This window comes from Limnohabitans sp., from assembly GCF_040401495.1.
Classification (GTDB): domain Bacteria; phylum Pseudomonadota; class Gammaproteobacteria; order Burkholderiales; family Burkholderiaceae_C; genus Limnohabitans.
Window position 1 is genome coordinate 21,564 of record NZ_JBBAOI010000013.1, and the last position, 17,555, is coordinate 39,118.

General features: G+C 52.3%; 18 protein-coding genes. 9 read left to right on the top strand and 9 right to left on the bottom strand.

Translation table 11 applies throughout. The features are described 5' to 3' along the window. Positions 1 to 81: 81 nt before the first annotated feature. Genes AC9UEO_RS09135 through AC9UEO_RS09145 form a run of 3 tightly spaced genes read left to right on the top strand, consistent with a single transcriptional unit; the run spans position 82 to position 1,662 of the window. A complete protein-coding gene (locus AC9UEO_RS09135; RefSeq protein ID WP_509532363.1) occupies positions 82 to 585 on the top strand; it encodes a DUF3299 domain-containing protein in 504 nt (167 codons plus the stop codon). A gap of 33 nt (positions 586 to 618) precedes the next feature. Further along, the gene (locus tag AC9UEO_RS09140) at positions 619 to 1,191 is read left to right on the top strand and encodes a DUF4337 domain-containing protein (protein WP_509532364.1); all 573 of its coding nucleotides are present in this window, start codon (positions 619 to 621) and stop codon (positions 1,189 to 1,191) included. Positions 1,192 to 1,224: 33 nt separating this feature from the next. Beyond that, entirely contained in the window at positions 1,225 to 1,662 is a 438-nt protein-coding gene (locus tag AC9UEO_RS09145; RefSeq protein ID WP_509532365.1) for a bactofilin family protein, read from the top strand. Between the two features lie 20 nt (positions 1,663 to 1,682). On the opposite strand, the gene AC9UEO_RS09150 is transcribed toward AC9UEO_RS09145, so the two are convergent. Both AC9UEO_RS09150 and AC9UEO_RS09155 read right to left on the bottom strand, forming a co-directional pair. Continuing rightward, a complete protein-coding gene (locus AC9UEO_RS09150) occupies positions 1,683 to 2,069 on the bottom strand; it encodes a hypothetical protein (protein WP_509532366.1) in 387 nt (128 codons plus the stop codon). Between the two features lie 11 nt (positions 2,070 to 2,080). After that, entirely contained in the window at positions 2,081 to 2,767 is a 687-nt protein-coding gene (locus AC9UEO_RS09155) for a haloacid dehalogenase type II (RefSeq protein ID WP_509532367.1), read from the bottom strand. 82 nt (positions 2,768 to 2,849) lie between these two features. On the opposite strand from AC9UEO_RS09155, the gene aroQ reads away from it, so the two are divergent. Continuing rightward, positions 2,850 to 3,299 carry a type II 3-dehydroquinate dehydratase gene (gene aroQ / locus AC9UEO_RS09160; RefSeq protein WP_509532368.1) on the top strand — a complete coding sequence of 150 codons (450 nt, stop codon included), beginning with the start codon at positions 2,850 to 2,852 and terminating at the stop codon, positions 3,297 to 3,299. An 8-nt stretch (positions 3,300 to 3,307) separates the two neighbouring features. Further along, positions 3,308 to 3,682: an MAPEG family protein gene (locus AC9UEO_RS09165; protein ID WP_509532369.1), complete on the top strand. Its 375-nt coding sequence runs from the start codon at positions 3,308 to 3,310 to the stop codon at positions 3,680 to 3,682. Between the two features lie 17 nt (positions 3,683 to 3,699). On the opposite strand, the gene AC9UEO_RS09170 is transcribed toward AC9UEO_RS09165, so the two are convergent. Next, positions 3,700 to 4,041: a hypothetical protein gene (locus AC9UEO_RS09170; protein WP_509532370.1), complete on the bottom strand. Its 342-nt coding sequence runs from the start codon at positions 4,039 to 4,041 to the stop codon at positions 3,700 to 3,702. A gap of 89 nt (positions 4,042 to 4,130) precedes the next feature. On the opposite strand from AC9UEO_RS09170, the gene AC9UEO_RS09175 reads away from it, so the two are divergent. Next, a complete protein-coding gene (locus tag AC9UEO_RS09175; protein WP_509532371.1) occupies positions 4,131 to 4,517 on the top strand; it encodes a hypothetical protein in 387 nt (128 codons plus the stop codon). On the opposite strand, the gene AC9UEO_RS09180 is transcribed toward AC9UEO_RS09175, so the two are convergent. Together AC9UEO_RS09180 and AC9UEO_RS09185 are read right to left on the bottom strand one after the other, a co-directional pair. Beyond that, complete coding sequence (locus tag AC9UEO_RS09180) at positions 4,514 to 5,449, bottom strand: 3'-5' exonuclease (protein ID WP_509532372.1); 936 nt, start codon at positions 5,447 to 5,449, stop codon at positions 4,514 to 4,516. The two genes, AC9UEO_RS09175 and AC9UEO_RS09180, sit on opposite strands and share 4 nt — an antisense overlap. 36 nt (positions 5,450 to 5,485) lie before the next feature. Beyond that, positions 5,486 to 6,562 (bottom strand): quinone-dependent dihydroorotate dehydrogenase, encoded by a 1,077-nt coding sequence (locus AC9UEO_RS09185; RefSeq protein WP_509532373.1) that lies wholly within the window; start codon positions 6,560 to 6,562, stop codon positions 5,486 to 5,488. A gap of 40 nt (positions 6,563 to 6,602) precedes the next feature. Here AC9UEO_RS09185 and rpiA point away from each other — a divergent pair, with 40 nt between their 5' ends. Beyond that, positions 6,603 to 7,286, top strand: a complete 684-nt coding sequence (rpiA, locus tag AC9UEO_RS09190) for a ribose-5-phosphate isomerase RpiA (RefSeq protein ID WP_509532374.1) — start codon at positions 6,603 to 6,605, stop codon at positions 7,284 to 7,286. Here rpiA and AC9UEO_RS09195 read toward each other — a convergent pair. Genes AC9UEO_RS09195 through AC9UEO_RS09210 form a run of 4 tightly spaced genes read right to left on the bottom strand, consistent with a single transcriptional unit; the run spans position 7,283 to position 13,332 of the window. Further along, a complete protein-coding gene (locus tag AC9UEO_RS09195; protein WP_509532376.1) occupies positions 7,283 to 9,310 on the bottom strand; it encodes a M3 family metallopeptidase in 2,028 nt (675 codons plus the stop codon). The two genes, rpiA and AC9UEO_RS09195, sit on opposite strands and share 4 nt — an antisense overlap. Next, the gene (gene folD, locus AC9UEO_RS09200; protein WP_509532378.1) at positions 9,307 to 10,167 is read right to left on the bottom strand and encodes a bifunctional methylenetetrahydrofolate dehydrogenase/methenyltetrahydrofolate cyclohydrolase FolD; all 861 of its coding nucleotides are present in this window, start codon (positions 10,165 to 10,167) and stop codon (positions 9,307 to 9,309) included. Before folD ends, AC9UEO_RS09195 begins: the two co-directional genes overlap by 4 nt. Next, entirely contained in the window at positions 10,167 to 10,790 is a 624-nt protein-coding gene (locus AC9UEO_RS09205) for a response regulator transcription factor (protein WP_509532380.1), read from the bottom strand. Before AC9UEO_RS09205 ends, folD begins: the two co-directional genes overlap by 1 nt. 28 nt (positions 10,791 to 10,818) lie before the next feature. Beyond that, entirely contained in the window at positions 10,819 to 13,332 is a 2,514-nt protein-coding gene (locus AC9UEO_RS09210; protein ID WP_509532382.1) for a PAS domain-containing sensor histidine kinase, read from the bottom strand. 144 nt (positions 13,333 to 13,476) lie between these two features. Between AC9UEO_RS09210 and aceE the strand changes: the two genes are divergently transcribed. Further along, a complete protein-coding gene (aceE, locus tag AC9UEO_RS09215; protein WP_509532383.1) occupies positions 13,477 to 16,188 on the top strand; it encodes a pyruvate dehydrogenase (acetyl-transferring), homodimeric type in 2,712 nt (903 codons plus the stop codon). Positions 16,189 to 16,204: 16 nt separating this feature from the next. Next, positions 16,205 to 17,545, top strand: coding sequence for a dihydrolipoyllysine-residue acetyltransferase (aceF, locus tag AC9UEO_RS09220; protein ID WP_509532385.1), 1,341 nt, complete (start codon positions 16,205 to 16,207; stop codon positions 17,543 to 17,545). Positions 17,546 to 17,555: the final 10 nt, after the last annotated feature.

The window sequence follows — 17,555 nt, forward strand, 5'->3', positions numbered from 1 at the left end:
GAATTTCAAATGCATCGTCATTTTTGGGTCTGTGTTGTTTCTTGCTGCCTCAGTGTTGCAGCTTTCATATCACCTGTGTATGTGAGCGCAGAGACCCCAGGCTACAGCCTGATCGATTGGAACGACCTCATGCCCGAGCCTTGGGTCAAAGAGATGACCAAGGAGATGGCGGCGGCTAGCAAATTATCAAATCTGCAGGACAACAGTGACGAGGCCAATAAAGCGATGGCTGTTATGCGCAAAAAATTTGACGAAGCGCCTATCGTTAAATCGCAACTCAATAAAAAAGTACGCTTACCTGGCTACGTCGTACCTCTAGACGCGGATCGAAGCGAAAAACGTGAGTTTTTGTTGGTTCCTTATTTTGGTGCATGTATCCACACTCCCCCCCCGCCAGCCAACCAAATTGTGCTGATTCGCCCGACAGCTCAAAGCAAAATCAAGAAGTTACCGGAGTCTATGGACATTGTTTGGGTCGAGGGAGAGATCAAGGAGGGGCGGGTAGCCACATCCCAAGGGATGAGCGGTTATTTGCTAGAGGCTGTTTCTGTGGCCCCCTACGAGGTTAAACCGGCTAAACGCTGATTACAATGGGCGTTTAAACCCCAAAAACAAAAAATGGAATCCCCAGACCCCACCGAATTGGCCGAAGCTGCCAACGACCCTTTCAAGACCCATTGCGCCTTGTTCATTTCTGCCTTGGCCCTGATCTTGACGGTCAATAATCTGGGTGGCTCTAACACCGGTAAAGAGGCCATGATGTCAAATATCTTGGCCTCCAATATGTATTCTTTTTACCAAGCCAAAAACATCCGCCAAACAGAATACAAGTTAGCAGTTGATAGGCTTGAAATTCAGTTGGCCAACGACAAACCAACGGCCCAAGCCAAAGATCTGATGGAAGCGAAATTGGCTGGCTACAAAAAAAACGTCGAGCGGTATGAAACCGAACCCGAAACGGGCGAAGGCAAAAAAGAGCTCATGGCCAAGGCTAAACACCTTGAGCAAGAGCGCGACCTTGCCTTGCGCAAAGACCCTTGGTTTGATTACGCCGAGGGTCTTCTCCAACTGGCCATTGTGCTCACCTCTGTGGCTATCATCTCCAATCGGCGAGCCATGTTTTACGCTTCCGCTGTCTTGGGCGTGTTAGGTTCTGTGTGCACCCTCAACGGCTATTTCCTTTTTTATTAAACTACCCACTTCACTTCAAAGCGAGACTGACTTATGGCAACCAATATTGATCAATCCAACAATCTGGTGATTGGCAACGGCGTTACTTTCAAGGGCACGCTCAACGTCCCCAAAAAAGCCACTATTTACGGCACTGTAGATGGTGAGTTGACCGCGGAAGAAATCTTTATTGGCCAGTCCGGCAAAATCACCGGCAAAGTCACTGCCCGCGCCATTGAGGTCGAAGGCGAAATGCACCAAATCATTCACTGCCGTGACCATTTGCATATCCGTGCTACTGGTAAAGTGTCTGGCAAGCTTGAATATTCGCAAATTCAAATTGAGCGTGGCGGCGAATTCCGCGGCGAAATGCAGCAAGTCGGCGCACCGCCTGTTTACCCCGCAGGTAGCGCCCCCAGTGCGCCTAAGCCCAATGTGTCGGCACCTGCTGCGCAGCCTCCAACCGTGACAGGTGGCAATACCCCCAACTGAGTTGTTGGCTTAAAGGCCCGTTACTTATAAGGATTTTCACAAGCTGCCTCAGGTGTATTCTTCATGCACCGGCAGCTAAATCCATAGGTTTTCAGGTGATTTTTTTCAATGCCTCTGATAGAGGCATTTCTTTTTTGTCCGGCAGGTATGTAGATCTTGGGTTCAAAAGCGTGTTGGCGCTGTTTGCCGTCTTTCATCTCGAAGCTGGCTCCTACACAGTAGATGGGGCCACTCAGGCGGTTGCCTACTTCAAACAGCATCAACTGGGGGTCATCGCTGGACCAACCCGATTGAATGCTGACTTGTTTCAGCTCAGTTGGCGACAAGTCAAAGCCTTTGAGCTGCTCTTTGGCGTCCCACCAACCCATGGCAGACACTGCTTTTGAGCCCACTAAGAGGCAAATCACTACCCACCTCTTCATAGCAAGGGCAAGATGTCTTTCAAAGTAGGACCGCTGTGTGTTGGGCGCGGTCCTAGGGTCTCAAAGGGCAAGCCTTGGCGGTTGACCCAAAAGCTTTTGAAGCCATACCAAGTTGCGCCCAACGCGTCCCAGCTGTTGCTCGACACAAACAGCACTTCGCGCACATCCATGGGGTAGTGGTGGGTAACCAAGCCATAGCTTTGCGGGGACGTTTTGAACTGGCGCACCTCATCGACCGACAAAACTTTGTCTATCAAGCCCGACATACCTGCGCTGCTAACGGCTTTGGCCAGCATATCTGGGCTGCCGTTGGACAAAATGGCGCAGCGCATCCCAATGGCTTGGAGGTGTTGCAAGACATCTTGGTTTTCTTCAAAGGGCGTGAGTTGGGCGTACTGGTCCATCAATTGTTTTTGTTTGGGTGGGGTGAGTTCCAGCCCCAGTTTTTGGCAGGCGTATTGCAAGCCAAGCCGCGTCAAATCCCAAAAAGATTGGTAGTGCCGACTGCCCAAGGGGTTCAGAGGATCACTCATGGTCACCAAGCGGCTGTACTCGATTTGTTTATCGCGCCACAGCACCGACAAGGCGCTGCCATGCCCGGGAAATAAAGTTTCGGCCATGGCGCTTACCGAGTACACATCGAACAAGGTACCGTAAGCGTCAAAAACCACCAAACGAATCATGGCTTGCTCCTGCGAACGCTTTGAGATGGCTGAACTTCACAGCCCCCGCCTTGCGTCCAAGATGCCATCGTATACTTATTTTATGAAGATTCTCATTCTCAACGGCCCCAATCTCAATCTGTTGGGCACCCGTGAACCTGAACAATACGGCCACGCCAGTTTGGCCGATGTCGAAGCTTTGTGCAGAGCCACCGCGCAACCTTTGGGCTTGGAAGTGCATTTTGTGCAAAGCAACCATGAGGGTGAGTTGATCGACCAGATCCATGCCTATGGACAACTTTGCCAGCAGGGCAAAGCCATTGGTGCTGTGTTTAACCCTGGGGCCTTCACCCATACCTCTGTCGCCCTGCACGACGCTATCAAAGGAACTGGTTTGCCCGTTATTGAAACCCACATCAGCAATGTGTTTGCGCGTGAAGCTTTTCGCCATCACTCCTATGTCTCACCCGTGGCGGTGGGGGTGATAGCAGGCTTGGGTGTACAGGGCTATGCCTTGGCGATTCAAGCGTTGGCGCATCGCTCTTCCAAATAGGTAAAACGATGAATATTCCTGTGATTTGTGTTGTGGTGGCAGGTGTTATGCCCTTGTTGGGAGCCGCCAGCGCCAAATGGGGGTTCAAGGGTTTTGATAACCACAATCCTCGTGCATGGTTGGCCGAACAAACAGGTGCCAGAGCCCGAGCTAATGCGGCGCAGCACAACAGCTTTGAGGCCTTTCCTTTTTTTGCAGTGGCGGTTTTATTGGCCTTGCATTTTCAAGCTGATTCAGCGCTGCTTGAAACCCTATGCTTGGTGTTTGTGGCTGCCAGAGCCTTGTACTTCCTAGCCTATGTGATGGACTGGCCCAGTTTTCGCACCCTCTGTTGGTGTGTTGGCTACGGCACTTGTTTGGCTATTTACCTGCAAGTTCTGTAAACCCTACTCGCAAGGCTTTACTCTGAAATAACCTTGCAAGGTGCTTTGATGCTGCGAGCGGTTTTCATTTGGTCGCACCGCTCCATGGCTTTGCGCTCTGCGACGGCAGACATCTTGACGTAAATAGAGCAGGTAAAGACCATTTTTTCTTGGTCCATGCTGTTGTCGTAACTGACGGCGCAGCGCCCAATCTCACCCAAATGGGGCTTCTCATTCCGATAGGCCTCTTGCAGTGGGCTGGGCAGATCGTGCAAGTGGACGTAGGGAAATTTGTAGGGGTCAGCATTGGCAGGCGCCGAAATGCCGAGAAACCCAGCAACAAGGCTGGCCACATAAACGAGGTAAAAACTTTTCTTCATTGCGAGCCATCATAAATCAGTTACCTGTCATCCCCGAGGCCATGGATCACGTTAAAAGCATGTCATTTGCTCTTCATCAAGGATTCCCCATGAAAAAGCCACTGTTTTGCGCTGCTTTGAGTCTCCTATTGGTCGCGCCTAGCTTGTCCATCGCTGGTGGCGATGGTTGGCGGGGGCATTCCTCGCATGGCTACTCAGGCCATGGTAGAGGCCATGGCGGGTATGGTGGTCATGGCGATCGTGGCCGTGGCGATCGAGGTCTGGGTTGGGTGCCGTGGGCGTCAGCTGTCGTTATTGGCTCTAGCCTTTACTGGGCTAATCAGGCTTACAGCCAGCCGTCTACCACCATCATCGTGACGCCCCCACCCCCTGTGGCCATAGAAGCGCCCCGAGTCGCTTATTTTTGCCAATCATCCAGGCAGTATTACCCCAACGTACCTACCTGCAATATGCCTTGGCAGCTTGTGCCTTACTAACTAGCCAGTGGAAGAGTGGTTTTTTGGCCTTGACGATCCGAGTGTCGAACCAAGCCGCCCAGTGTTTCAATATCCACGCTGGCGCGTTTGCCTTGGTAGACACGGCTCTTTAGCCATGACAGCTCTTCTTTCAAGGCTTTATCGCCCCCAAGCTGGCGGTGCCAGCATTTGATCTCAGGCGCCCATCTGTAGCCACGTGCTTTGAGCGAATCTTTGGAATCAAAGGGCGAGCCTGTGGCATACAAGCGCACTTGCGGCTGGTTAAGTGACTCCAGCAAGCGTAGCAAAGCGGGTTGTTGGCTTTGCGGCAATACAGCGTTAAGCAACTCCAGCAAAGCCCAGCAATCGGTTTCAGCGCGGTGCGCTTCATAAAAAATACCTTGCGTTTGCAGCAAATACTCCAGCTTGGCCGAGCCCACGCCTTCGCCTTTCCAATCGATGTCCTTGATGCTGCAGACCCATTGCTTGTTTTCAAACACAGGCCAACGCTTTTCAACAAAGGGACGGTCAAATGCGGCATTGTGCGCAATGATGACGCTGGCATTTGCCACGAATTTTTCAACAACTGTGTCGTCGATACGTTTGCCGCGAACCATCTCGTCGGTGATGTGATGTATCTGAATAGTCTCAGGTGGAATAGGGCGTCCAGGGTCTTCGAGCTCATCAAACACTTGCCGCACATTGTGAACTGTGCCCAGAACTGGGTCAAACTCAAACGCAATCATGCCAAGCTCAATCACCTGATCATCTTGCGAACTCAAGCCCGTGGTTTCGGTATCGAGTACCACGCCGGTTTGCAGCACTTGAGCAGGCACAGAAGGTAAAAAGTTGTGACGAGGAGTCAAGCGGCGCAATACCCGGTAATCGGGGTGTACGGACAAAGCTTCTGCCAAATCAGCAATGTCTTTCGGTGAGAATTCAGAGAGGTTCATAAAGGAATGAGTTTAAGGTGCAGATCTGCGAGATATTCACTTCAAGGTCTTCAAGCCCTTTGCCACTTGCGTGACCAAAGCAGGCCCTTGGTAAATCAAGCCCGTATAGATTTGCACCACATTGGCGCCGGCTTGAATTTTGTCAATTGCATCTTGAGCGCTGAAAATGCCGCCCACCCCCATCAACGCAAAATCGGATCCAAGGCCTTGGCGCAAGGCCCTGATCACGCGGTTGCTCGCTTGCTTGACTGGGGCACCAGACAAACCGCCAGTTTCGTTGGCGTGGGGTAAATGTTGAACGCCGTCTCTGGCGATCGTGGTGTTAGTGGCGATGACGCCCCAAGCATTGTCCTTGGTCTGACCATTTTCCATGCACTGGTTTTGCAAGGTCATGCACAGTTGCGCAAGCTGTGACTCATCTAAATCTGGCGCAACCTTGATAAAGATAGGAACATGTTTTTGGTAGGTGTGTGCCAGTTGCGCACGTTCCTCGCCCAACAGGCTTAAGAGGTTTGACAAAGCCGTGTCACTTTGCAGGCTGCGTAAATTCTGCGTGTTGGGGCTGGAGATATTCACCGTCACATAGTCTGCAAACGGGTAAACCGCTTGCAAGCCACGCAGGTAATCGTCGGTTGCACGTTCCATGGGGGTTGAAGCATTTTTTCCAATATTCAAACCCAGCAGCATGTGATTGGGGTTGTTTTGGCGAAAACGCGCAAGTTGCACATTGCGCAAAAAACTCTCTAGCCCTTGGTTGTTAAAACCTAGGCGGTTGATCAAAGCATTGGCTGATGGCAGGCGAAACATGCGTGGCTTGGGGTTGCCAGATTGGGCTTCAGGGGTGACAGTGCCTAACTCCACAAAGCCAAACCCCATGGCTGCAAATGCGTCGATGCAGCGGGCATTTTTGTCTAAGCCTGCGGCAAGCCCTACGCGATTGGGAAAATGTAAACCAGCCAGTTGAACAGGGTCCTCGATGCGCTTTTGTTGGTATGCCAAGCGCAAGAAATTGTGTTGTGTCGCCGACAGCATATTGAGCGTGACATCGTGCGCCACTTCAGCGTCTAAGCCAAACAACAAGGGACGCAGCAAGGCGTAGGGCAACAGGGACATGGATAATCGGACTTCTTCTAAAAAAATAGAATTGTCACCGATGAGCCAACCCGCCAGCCAAGATGTACTGAAAGCGCAAGTTGCCCAAGCCGCGTTGGCTTATGTGCAGCCGCATGCTTGGATTGGTGTGGGGACGGGTTCGACAGTGAATTTCTTTATTGATGCTTTGGCCCAAAGCGCTATTGCCCTTAAAGGTGCTGTTTCTAGCTCCGTGGCTTCTACCCAGCGCATGCAAGCCCTTGGCATCCCCGTGGTGGATTTGTCAGAGGTTCAATCTTTGTCTGTCTACATCGATGGCGCCGACGAAATCGATGGTCATGGCTTTATGGTCAAAGGTGGGGGGGCTGCGCTGACCCGCGAAAAAATTGTCGCGGCCCAAGCACAACAGTTTGTGTGCATTGTTGACCAAAGCAAACGCGTAGATATTCTGGGTGCGTTTCCTTTGCCGGTTGAGGTCATTCCTATGGCGGTGCCGCAGATCACCCGCGCCTTTGCGCAAATGGGTGGTCAAGCGGTTTTACGTATGCGGGACACGCAACCGCTGGTGACAGATAACGGCCAATATATTTTGGATGTACATGGCCTAAAGCTCACAGAGCCTTTGGCGCTGGAAGCGCGGATCAGCCAATGGCCTGGCGTGGTGACGGTAGGAATATTCGCTTTTCAAAAAGCCGATATTTGTTTACTGGCGACCCCAGAAGGGGTGCAAATTCTGCGCTACTAGTCAGCCATGCCTTGGTGGCGCATCAATGCGTCCAATGAAGGTTCGCGACCGCGAAAATCTTTGAACGAACTCATGGCAGGGCGACTGCCACCACGCTCCAAGATGCTTTGGCGATAGCGTCGCCCAGTTTCAAGGGATGGTGTGCCATCTTCTGCTGCGGTTTCTTCAAAAGCAGCATAGGCGTCAGCGCTGAGCACTTCGGCCCATTTGTAGCTGTAGTAGCCAGCAGCGTAGCCACCCGCAAAAATATGGCTAAAGGAATGCGGCATGCGGTGCCAAGCGGGTGGGTGCAACACCGCCACTTCATCACGAACCTCTTTGAGCACACCCAGCACATCGCCGCTGCGATGGGGCTCTGTGTGCAAGCGCATGTCTAGCAAAGAAAACTCAATTTGCCGCAAAGTTTGCAAGCCGCTTTGGAAGTTCTTAGCAGCCAGCATCTTGTCAAACAAAGCGTGGGGCAGGGGTTCACCCGTATCCACGTGCGCGGTCATATGACGCAAGACAGTCCATTCCCAGCAAAAGTTTTCCATGAACTGGCTGGGCAATTCAACCGCATCCCACTCCACGCCACTGATGCCAGACACATCGCGCTCATTGACTTGCGTCAGCATATGGTGAAGACCGTGACCGCACTCGTGGAAAAGGGTGATGACATCGTCATGGGTTAGCAGCGGAGGTTGTCCATTAACCCCTTCGGCAAAGTTGCAGACCAAGTGGGCAATGGGGGTTTGCAGAACGCCTGTGTCAGGACGCAACCAACGAGCTCGCACATCGTCCATCCATGCGCCACCGCGTTTGCCGCTTCTAGCGCCTGGGTCGAGGTAGAACTGTCCCACCAACTGCCCAGCGCGTTCTATTTTGTAAAACTCGACTTTGGGGTGCCACACTGGAGCGTTGTCGGGTCGGATACTCACCTCGAACAAGGTTTCCACAATTTTGAACAGGCCCGCCATCACCTTGGGCGCAGTGAAATAGGGTTTGATGTCTTGTTCGCTGAAGTTGTATCGAGCTTCTTTGAGTTTTTCGCCAATGAAGGTCCAGTCCCAAGCTTGGGGATCGGCGATGTTTAACGCTGAGCGAGCAAAGTCACGCATCTGTGTTAAATCTTTTTCTGCATAAGGCTTGGCCCTGCGTGCCAAATCTCGCAAGAAGTCCATGACTTGCGTGGGCGACTCGGCCATTTTGTTGGCAAGCGAGACTTCTGCGTGGTTGCCGTAACCCAGCAAAGCAGCCTCTTCTTGGCGCAGTTGAAGAATTTCTTGTAACAGTGCGCTATTGTCAAATTGGGGATGGGCAAACTCTGCCGAGGCGCGGGTAGCATGGGCTCGGTACAACTTTTCACGCAAACTGCTGCTGAGCGCATATTGCATGACAGGCAAATAGCACGGCATTTTGAGCGTGAGTTTGTAGCCAGTTTGACCGTCTGCCGTTGCTGCCGCTTGGGCTGTCTGCAATACATCGGCAGGAACACCCTTTACTTCGTCTTCAAAGGCAAGCACAGACCAACGATCGGTGGCGTCCAGCACATGCTCACTGAAAAGCTGGCCGATTTCAGCCAGGCGCTCTTGAATCGCGGCAAAGCGTTCTTTGGCTTGCCCCTGAAGTTTGGCGCCTGACAGCACAAAATTACGCAAGGCGAGGGTGTGCGCACGGGACTGCTCTGCATTCAAAGAACTGGAGGAAATTGCCTTGTACTTGGCGTACAGCGCTTCGTTGGCACCAAGGCGGGTGAAGAAGTCGGTGATGCGTGGCAATTCGGCGTTGTAGGCCGAACGTAACTCAGGTGTGTCAGCCACGCCTTGCAAATGCCCAACCATGCCCCAAGCGCGGCCAAGTTGCTCGGTGGCCGTATCTAGCACTTTTGAGATGGTCAGCCAATCCGCTGGGAAGTTGTGTTCAGTCACCTCAGCCATGGCTTGCTCGGCTTGAGCCAGCAGTTGTGTCATGGCGGGAGAAATATGTTCGGGATGAACCTCGCTGAAACGGGGAAGTGAAGAAAAATCTAAAAGGGGGTTGGTCATGTCTTTGCAGTTAGAGACTGTTGGGCAGAATCCAAGGTGTTGGCCAAAAGCATGGTGATGGTCATGGGGCCAACGCCGCCGGGAACAGGCGTGATGTAGCTTGCCACTTGCCTGACGGCCTCGAAATCGACATCACCACACAACTTACCAGCATCATCTCGGTTCATGCCAACATCGAGCACCACAGCCCCTGGTTTGACCATGTCGGCGGTCAACACATTGCGCTTGCCTACTGCCGCCACAATCACATCAGCTTGCAAACAGTGGTGCTTAAGGTCAACGGTTGCGCTATGGCACACAGTGACGGTGGCGTTTTCTTGCAGCAGCATCAGTGCCATGGGTTTGCCCACAATATTGCTTCTGCCAATCACCACCGCATGCTTGCCTTTGAGCTTGTAGCCAATGCTCTCCAACATCTTCATGCAGCCATGCGGTGTGCAGGGCCAGTAAGCGGGCAATCCCGTCATCAATGCGCCAGCACTGGCCACATGAAAACCGTCCACATCTTTGCTGGGTGCAATGGCTTCAATGATTTTCTGAGCGTCAATATGGGCAGGCAAAGGCAGTTGTACCAAAATGCCGTGAATAGAGGGATCGTTATTCAACGCATCTACCCTTGCCAATAAATCAGCTTGGCTCAGGTCATGTGGGTATTTTTCAAGCAGTGAATGGATGCCGACTTGTTCGCAAGCTTTGACTTTATTGCGAACATAAACCTGCGATGCTGGGTTGTCACCCACCAAGACCACTGCCAAGCCGGGGCGAATACCTTGCGAGATGAGGGACTGTGTTCGGGTAGAAAAATCAGCTCGCATGTTTTGCGAGAGGGCGTTGCCGTCGATAAGAAGTGCAGACATCAGTTTTTAGCGTGTTGACCTAGCGCAATTTTAAGCAAATCTGCAACCGTGTTGGCATTGAGCTTTTCCATGATGTTGGCTCGATGCGCTTCAACGGTTTTGATGCTGATGCCTAAGTCATCCGCAATTTGTTTGTTCAATCTGCCTGCCACGATGCGCTCAAGAACTTGGGCTTCACGGGTGGTGAGCTTAGACATGAGGGCGTCACGGTTGGCCGCAATTTGTGAATCGTTGAAGGAGTCACGTGCAAGGTCAAGCATTCGTTCAACCAAGCTGACCAATTCTTCTTCCTTGAAAGGCTTTTGGATGAAATCCATCGCACCTTTTTTCATGGTGTTCACTGCCATGGGTACATCGCCATGACCTGTGATGAAGACAATCGGCAAAGGGGACTTGCGTTCGACCAAGCGGTCTTGTAGTTCGAGGCCAGAAATGCCTGGCATTCGAATGTCGACAATCAAACAAGCAACCTCGCGCGGGTCATAGCGACTTAAAAAGTTTTCTGCAGAATCAAAACAGCGAACGCGGTAATCTTTACCTTCGAGCAACCACTGCAGGGAGTCACGCACAGCTTCGTCATCGTCGACGACGTAGACATTGCCTTTTTTGGGGATCAAACTCATCTCAAGCTCCAAGGCGCCACTGAAGGCATTAAAGGGGTATCAAGGTTTTGGTGGCTGGTAGCCAAAAAGAAAAACGACCCCCAACTATCAATTTTCCATTGTAGATGTTCTCGGCTGTCATATGGCCTTGGTGAGACTCGATGATGGTTCGGCACAAATTCAGTCCTATGCCCATGCCTTCGCTCTTGGTGGTGTAGAAGGCCTCAAACACACGTTCCATCACCTCAGCCGTCATGCCAGAGCCTGTGTCGCTGACTGAAAACTCCACCACCTCTTGACCTTCTACTTCTTTAGGAATCACTTGCAATTCGACATGGCGTTGATGGAGGGGGCGTTGTGCATGCTCAATGGCTTCGGCTGCATTCTTCAACAAATTAATAAGTACTTGCTCGATCAGTATGGCGTCGATATGCAATTTAGATAAGCGGTCTGAAACAAACAAGCTGAGTTTGACTTGCCTGCGACGCAGTTCAATGTCTGCAAGGTCAACCGCCTCTGCCACGATAGGGGCAACCGCAGAGTTCACGCGGTTGGTTTCACTGCGTTTCACAAAACTTCGTATGCGCTGAATGATTTGCCCCGCGCGTTGCGCTTGGCGTGAGGTTTTTTCGAGGGCAACTTTTAACTCTTCCTCAGTAATTTGCTTACCCTGTAAGCGGCTCAACATGCCGTTGCAATAATTGGCGATAGCCGTCAGTGGTTGATTCAGTTCATGGGCCACGCTGGAGGCCATCTCACCCATGGTGATCAATCGACTGGCTGACTGCGATCGCTCAGCTTGCAAAGCGGCCTGCTCTTCGGCCAATCGTCTAGCGGTGATGTCGGTGGAGATGACCATCTGTGCAAGTCGCCCATCGACCCAGTTGAAATAACGGGTTCGCACCTCCAGCCATTTGTTCAACTCAGCAACATAGACCTCTGCATTTTCAGTTCGGGCTTGCGTGAGGTTGAGCGTTGGCATACCCACCATATCGTCAACGTTGTCTAAATTTTGGCTTTCATTAAGGGGCAGTGTGCCTGCTTGGGTTACTAAGTCCAGATGCCCCTTGCCTTGGTTGCCAAACCACTGGCGATAGAGCTTATTGGCAAAAAGAAGCTCTGCGCTTCCCAGCGGTGATACCGACACAGATGCATCTAGCGCTTCAAGCACCGTGGTGAAGCGCTCATGCGAAGCCGAGAGCTGTTCGCGAATTTTGTTGGGTTCAGTGATGTCAGTCATTGAGGTCATCCAACCAGTTTGCTGCCCAACCGCATCAATCAAAGGCGAGACATAAAGTCTGGCATCAAAAATACTGCCGTTTTTGCGCTTAACTCGAATTTGAAAACCACTGACGGTGGTACGACCGTTGAGTTGATCGTTGAGCTTGATTTGCAGCATCTCACGGTCTTCGTCAGGCCAATACGGAAAAGGTGAACCCGAGCCTACCAACTCGGCCTCGCTCCAGCCCGTCATTTGACAAAAAGCTGCGTTGACATACGTGATGCGGCCGTTCATGTCCATCGCTCGCATACCGGTTAGCACAGAGTTTTCCATGGCACGTCGGAAGTTGGTCTCCGTGATCAAGGCTTGTTGGGCTTGAAAGCGTCTGCGAGTGTGTCGCCAAGTACCAATCAACATCCAGGTGGTCATACCGCTGAGCAACATCACCAGCCAGAAAAGACCGCTGCCTATGAGAACTTGGGAGGTGCGATAGGCTTGTGCGCGAAGTTGCAAACTGTTGCCAATGGTGGAGATAGGAACGATGTATTCATAGGCCTTGGATTCCCAAGGGGAATACTCCCACAAACCAGTGCGCGGCTTGATACTTTGTCCCGCCAGCATGGCATTGTTGCCATCCACCAAAGCAACTGCATGACGGGCTGTGACTTCAGCAGGTACGGTGTATCGCAACAAGCCTTCGATGGAGTACTCAACCATCACCACACCCCTGAAATGGGTGTTGTTGCTCATAGGGATGTGGAATTGAATTTGTGTTTCGACTTGGCCCATTTTTTCACGCGGCTTGATGGTGATAGGTGGTGAAAAAATAGCTTGTCTAAGCTCCTTAGCGAGTGAGTAGGTATCCTCTGTTTCTGGGTGTTCAAGCCAAGCGTCTTGACGGTGAAGATGCATCATGTCTAAACTGCTGCTGCTAGCTTGTGCCTTGACGCGCCGGTACTCATCAACCCAAAGAATGGCATTGATTTCGGGGTATTGCTTGAGAAGGTCTGAAGACTGCTCATCAAACTCGGGAACGCTTAGCTTTTCACCGCCAATATCTCTGGCAAGCTTCATCATGTGCTCTTGCTGTTCCAGTAAATGCAGGCGCATTTTTTGGTTGGCGTATTCCAAATCTCGCTGAACACTTTCTTGTTCGCGTTCCATTTCTTCATAGCGTAAGTAACCCACGCTGCTGATAATCGTTAGAAGAAAAATGGCAACTGCACCCATGGGAGCCAACATGGCCACCCTGTCTTGACGGTTAGGCGTTTGTTTTTTCCACCAAGCGACCCAGCGCCTGGTAAGTGGCTTGATAAGTTGGGAGATTTTTTGAAATTGCATGACGCTTAAGTTTAGGGCACCAGGTACTTAAAAAATTCGCCAGAAGATTCAATATTTCACATTAAGAAAAGAGCTGGCACTATTTGAAATTTTCATTGAAACGTGCGACACTTTGAGAAAGTAATGCCCATAAGGAGACAAACCATGGCCGCTCAAACGGAACCCTTGCGTACCTTCGCCTTGAATGACAGTGACAGCCAAGAAACCCGTGAATGGATGGACGCGCTTTCAGCCGTCATCGCCTCTGAAGGACCAGAGCGGGCCCACTTCTTGTTAGAGCAACTGCTTGAACATGCCCGAGAAAACAGCATCGACATGCCGTTTTCTGCCAATACCGGCTATGTCAACACCTTAGAACCCGACCAAGAAGAGCGTTGTCCCGGCAATATCGAGATTGAAGAGCGTTTGCGTGCTTATATGCGCTGGAACGCCATGGCCATGGTGGTCAAGGCCAACCGCCACAACCCCGCTGATGGCGGCGACTTAGGTGGGCACATTGGCTCGTTTGCATCGCTGGCCCACATGTTTGGCGCAGGCTTCAACCATTTTTGGCACGCCGAAAACGAAAACCATGGTGGCGACTTGCTCTATATCCAAGGCCATGTGTCGCCCGGCGTGTATGCACGTGCATATTTAGAGGGGCGCCTGAGCGAAGAGCAGTTGCTCAATTTCCGTCAAGAGGTAGATGGCAAAGGCTTATCCAGCTACCCGCACCCAAAGCTCATGCCCGAGTTTTGGCAGTTTCCCACCGTGTCCATGGGCCTCGGGCCTTTGATGGCCATCTACCAAGCGCGGTTTTTGAAGTATTTGCACGCACGCGGCATTGCCAATACTGAAAACCGCAAGGTCTGGGTGTTTTGCGGTGACGGTGAAATGGACGAGGTGGAGTCTTTGGGCGCTATTGGTTTGGCGGCCCGCGAAAAACTCGATAACCTGATTTTTGTCATCAACTGCAATTTGCAGCGTTTGGACGGCCCAGTGCGCGGCAACGGCAAGATCATCCAAGAGCTGGAGAGCGAATTCCGAGGTGCAGGCTGGAATGTGCTCAAGCTGATTTGGGGCAGCAACTGGGACCCGTTGATCGCCCGCGACAAAGACGGCGCTCTGCGCCGCATCATGATGGAAACCGTTGACGGCGATTACCAAGCTTTCAAAGCTAACGATGGCGCTTATGTGCGCAAGCATTTCTTTGGCCGCGACCCGCGCACCTTGGAGATGGTGGCCAAGATGAGCGACGACGATATTTGGAATTTACGCCGTGGCGGCCACGACCCGCAAAAGGTGTATGCCGCTTACGCCGCAGCGGTCAAGCACAAAGGTCAACCCACGGTGCTGCTGATCAAAACCGTCAAAGGTTTTGGCATGGGCTCCTCGGGTGAGGGCAAAAACACGGTGCACCAAACCAAGAAGCTGACCGACGAAGACATCAAAATCTTCCGCGACCGCTTCAATATTCCTATTCCCGATAGCGAGTTGTCCAAGCTGCCTTTTTACAAGCCCGCTGACGACACCCCCGAGATGCGCTATTTGCACGAGCGTCGACAAGCCTTGGGCGGCTATTTGCCCCACCGACGTACCAAGGCGGATGAACACTTCACCGTGCCCTCGATGGAGACTTTCAAAGCCATCACCGAACCCACGGTAGAGGGTAGAGAAATCTCCACTACCCAAGCTTATGTGCGCTTTCTCACCCAGTTATTGCGTGACCAAGCCTTAGGTCCACGTGTAGTTCCCATCTTGGTGGATGAGGCGCGTACCTTTGGCATGGAAGGCTTGTTTCGACAAATTGGTATTTACAACCCTGATGGCCAGCAGTACACGCCTGTGGACAAAGACCAGGTGATGTACTACAAGGAAGACAAAGCGGGTCAAATTTTGCAAGAAGGTATCAACGAGGCAGGTGGCATGAGCAGTTGGATCGCGGCGGCAACGTCTTACTCGACCAACAACCGCATCATGATTCCGTTTTACGTGTATTACTCGATGTTTGGCTTCCAGCGTGTAGGTGATTTGGCATGGGCTGCAGGCGACATGCAAGCACGAGGTTTTTTGCTGGGTGGCACCTCAGGCCGTACTACCTTGAACGGCGAGGGCTTGCAGCACGAGGACGGCCACAGCCACATCTTGGCGGGCACCATTCCCAACTGCGTCAGCTACGACCCGACCTTTGCCCATGAGGTGGCGGTCATCATGCAACATGGTTTGAAGCGCATGGTGGAAAAGCAAGAGAACGTGTTTTATTACCTCACCCTGCTGAATGAAAACTACCCCATGCCCGGCCTCACAGCGGGTACAGAAGAACAGATCATCAAAGGCATGTATTTGTTGCAAGTTGCTGAAGGCGCGAAAAAAATGCCCCGCGTGAACCTGCTGGGTTCGGGCACCATCTTGCGCGAGTCCATGGCTGCGCGTGACTTGTTAACCGCCGATTGGGGTGTGGCGGCCAACGTGTGGAGTTGCCCCAGCTTCAACGAATTGGCCCGCGATGGTGCTGAGGCCGAGCGCTGGAACCTGATGCACCCCACCGATGCACCCCGTGAATCCTTTGTGGCGCAACAGTTGACGCCGCACGAGGGTCCGGTGGTGGCGTCCACCGATTACATGAAAGCTTATGCCGAACAAATCCGCGCCTACATCCCTGCGGGTCGCGCTTACAAAGTATTGGGCACCGATGGTTTTGGACGCAGCGATTTCCGCAGCAAATTGCGCGAACACTTTGAGGTGAATCGCCACTACATCGTTATCGCTGCACTCAAGGCCTTGAGTGAAGATGGTGTATTGCCAGCCGAAACCGTTGCCAAAGCTATTCAAAAATACCAATTGCAGGCGGATAAGATCAATCCGCTGCACGCTTGATCAAGGGAGAAAACACATGGCAACAATGGAAGTGAAGGTCCCTGACATTGGCGACTTTGATGAAGTGGCGGTGATTGAGTTGTTGGTGAAAGTGGGCGACAAAGTTCGCGCTGAACAGTCTTTGATCACGGTGGAGTCTGACAAGGCTTCGATGGAAATCCCTTGCTCGCATGCGGGTGTGGTCAAGGAAATGCGTGTCAAACTTGGCGACAAGGTCAAGCAGGGCTCGGTGATTGTGCTGGTGGAGACTGCAGCGGCCACGGGTCTCGCAGTGCCAACACCGCCCGCCAGTCTTGCTGTGGCACCGCCAGTCACGGCAGCTGCAACTGTCAGTGTGAGTCAAGCATTCCAAGCCCCCGTCATTGTCGCTCCATTACCCACCACTGGACTCGCGGCGACACCAGTGAAACCGTCCCCTGCGGATGGCACTTTGCCCCACGCCTCACCCTCGGTACGCAAATTTGCGCGTGAGCTTGGTGTGCCACTCCATGAAGTCAAAGGCAGCGGCCCCAAAGGACGCATTTCTCAAGAAGATGTTCAAGCCTACAGCCGCGCAGTCATGGCGGGAGACACCCTTACCCAAGCGCAAAGCAGCAAGGCGCCAACTGGCGAGGGCGGTGCAGGCCTAGGCCTCATCCCTTGGCCCAAGGTGGACTTCGCTAAGTTTGGTCCCATCGAGCGAAAAGAGTTAGGACGTATTCAAAAAATCAGCGGTGCCAATTTGCTGCGCAACGCAGTGATGATTCCCGCTGTTACCAACCACGACGATGCAGACATCACTGATCTCGAAGCTTTTCGTGTGTTGACCAACAAGGAAAACGAAAAAAGCGGCATCAAGGTCACCATGCTGGCTTTCCTCATTAAAGCTTGCGTCTCAGCGCTGCAAAAGTTTCCCCAGTTCAACAGCTCGCTTGATGGGGATGCGCTGGTTTACAAGCAATACTGGCATATCGGTTTTGCGGCTGATACCCCCAACGGTTTGATGGTGCCTGTGCTCAAAGATGCAGACAAAAAAGGCATTTTGCAAATCAGCGCTGAGATGGGTGAATTGGCTAAAAAAGCCCGCGAAGGCAAACTCAGTCCCGCTGAAATGTCGGGTGCCACCTTCACCATTTCCAGCTTGGGTGGTATTGGGGGGCGCTATTTCACGCCCATCATTAACGCCCCAGAAGTGGCCATCTTGGGAGTGTGTCGCAGCACCATGGAGCCAGTGTGGAGCGGCAAAGAGTTTGTGCCACGCTTGATGCTGCCCTTGTCACTCACTTGGGACCACCGCGTGATTGATGGCGCAGCTGCAGCCCGCTTCAATGCCTATTTGGGCCAAGTACTCGGCGATTTCCGTCGCGTCTTGCTTTAACGCCAAGGAC

What these genes read in the sequence shown, in the direction of transcription:
- AC9UEO_RS09145 (WP_509532365.1), top strand. Translation starts at nt 1,225, where the DNA reads ATGGCAACCAATATTGATCAATCCAACAATCTGGTGATTGGCAACGGC.
- rpiA (WP_509532374.1), top strand. Translation starts at nt 6,603, where the DNA reads ATGAGCCAACCCGCCAGCCAAGATGTACTGAAAGCGCAAGTTGCCCAA.
- AC9UEO_RS09195 (WP_509532376.1), bottom strand. Translation starts at nt 9,310, where the DNA reads ATGACCAACCCCCTTTTAGATTTTTCTTCACTTCCCCGTTTCAGCGAG.
- aceF (WP_509532385.1), top strand. Translation starts at nt 16,205, where the DNA reads ATGGCAACAATGGAAGTGAAGGTCCCTGACATTGGCGACTTTGATGAA.
- AC9UEO_RS09210 (WP_509532382.1), bottom strand. Translation starts at nt 13,332, where the DNA reads ATGCAATTTCAAAAAATCTCCCAACTTATCAAGCCACTTACCAGGCGC.
- AC9UEO_RS09180 (WP_509532372.1), bottom strand. Translation starts at nt 5,449, where the DNA reads ATGAACCTCTCTGAATTCTCACCGAAAGACATTGCTGATTTGGCAGAA.
- AC9UEO_RS09175 (WP_509532371.1), top strand. Translation starts at nt 4,131, where the DNA reads ATGAAAAAGCCACTGTTTTGCGCTGCTTTGAGTCTCCTATTGGTCGCG.
- AC9UEO_RS09155 (WP_509532367.1), bottom strand. Translation starts at nt 2,767, where the DNA reads ATGATTCGTTTGGTGGTTTTTGACGCTTACGGTACCTTGTTCGATGTG.
- AC9UEO_RS09205 (WP_509532380.1), bottom strand. Translation starts at nt 10,790, where the DNA reads ATGAGTTTGATCCCCAAAAAAGGCAATGTCTACGTCGTCGACGATGAC.
- aroQ (WP_509532368.1), top strand. Translation starts at nt 2,850, where the DNA reads ATGAAGATTCTCATTCTCAACGGCCCCAATCTCAATCTGTTGGGCACC.
- folD (WP_509532378.1), bottom strand. Translation starts at nt 10,167, where the DNA reads ATGTCTGCACTTCTTATCGACGGCAACGCCCTCTCGCAAAACATGCGA.
- AC9UEO_RS09165 (WP_509532369.1), top strand. Translation starts at nt 3,308, where the DNA reads ATGAATATTCCTGTGATTTGTGTTGTGGTGGCAGGTGTTATGCCCTTG.
- AC9UEO_RS09140 (WP_509532364.1), top strand. Translation starts at nt 619, where the DNA reads ATGGAATCCCCAGACCCCACCGAATTGGCCGAAGCTGCCAACGACCCT.
- AC9UEO_RS09185 (WP_509532373.1), bottom strand. Translation starts at nt 6,562, where the DNA reads ATGTCCCTGTTGCCCTACGCCTTGCTGCGTCCCTTGTTGTTTGGCTTA.
- aceE (WP_509532383.1), top strand. Translation starts at nt 13,477, where the DNA reads ATGGCCGCTCAAACGGAACCCTTGCGTACCTTCGCCTTGAATGACAGT.
- AC9UEO_RS09170 (WP_509532370.1), bottom strand. Translation starts at nt 4,041, where the DNA reads ATGAAGAAAAGTTTTTACCTCGTTTATGTGGCCAGCCTTGTTGCTGGG.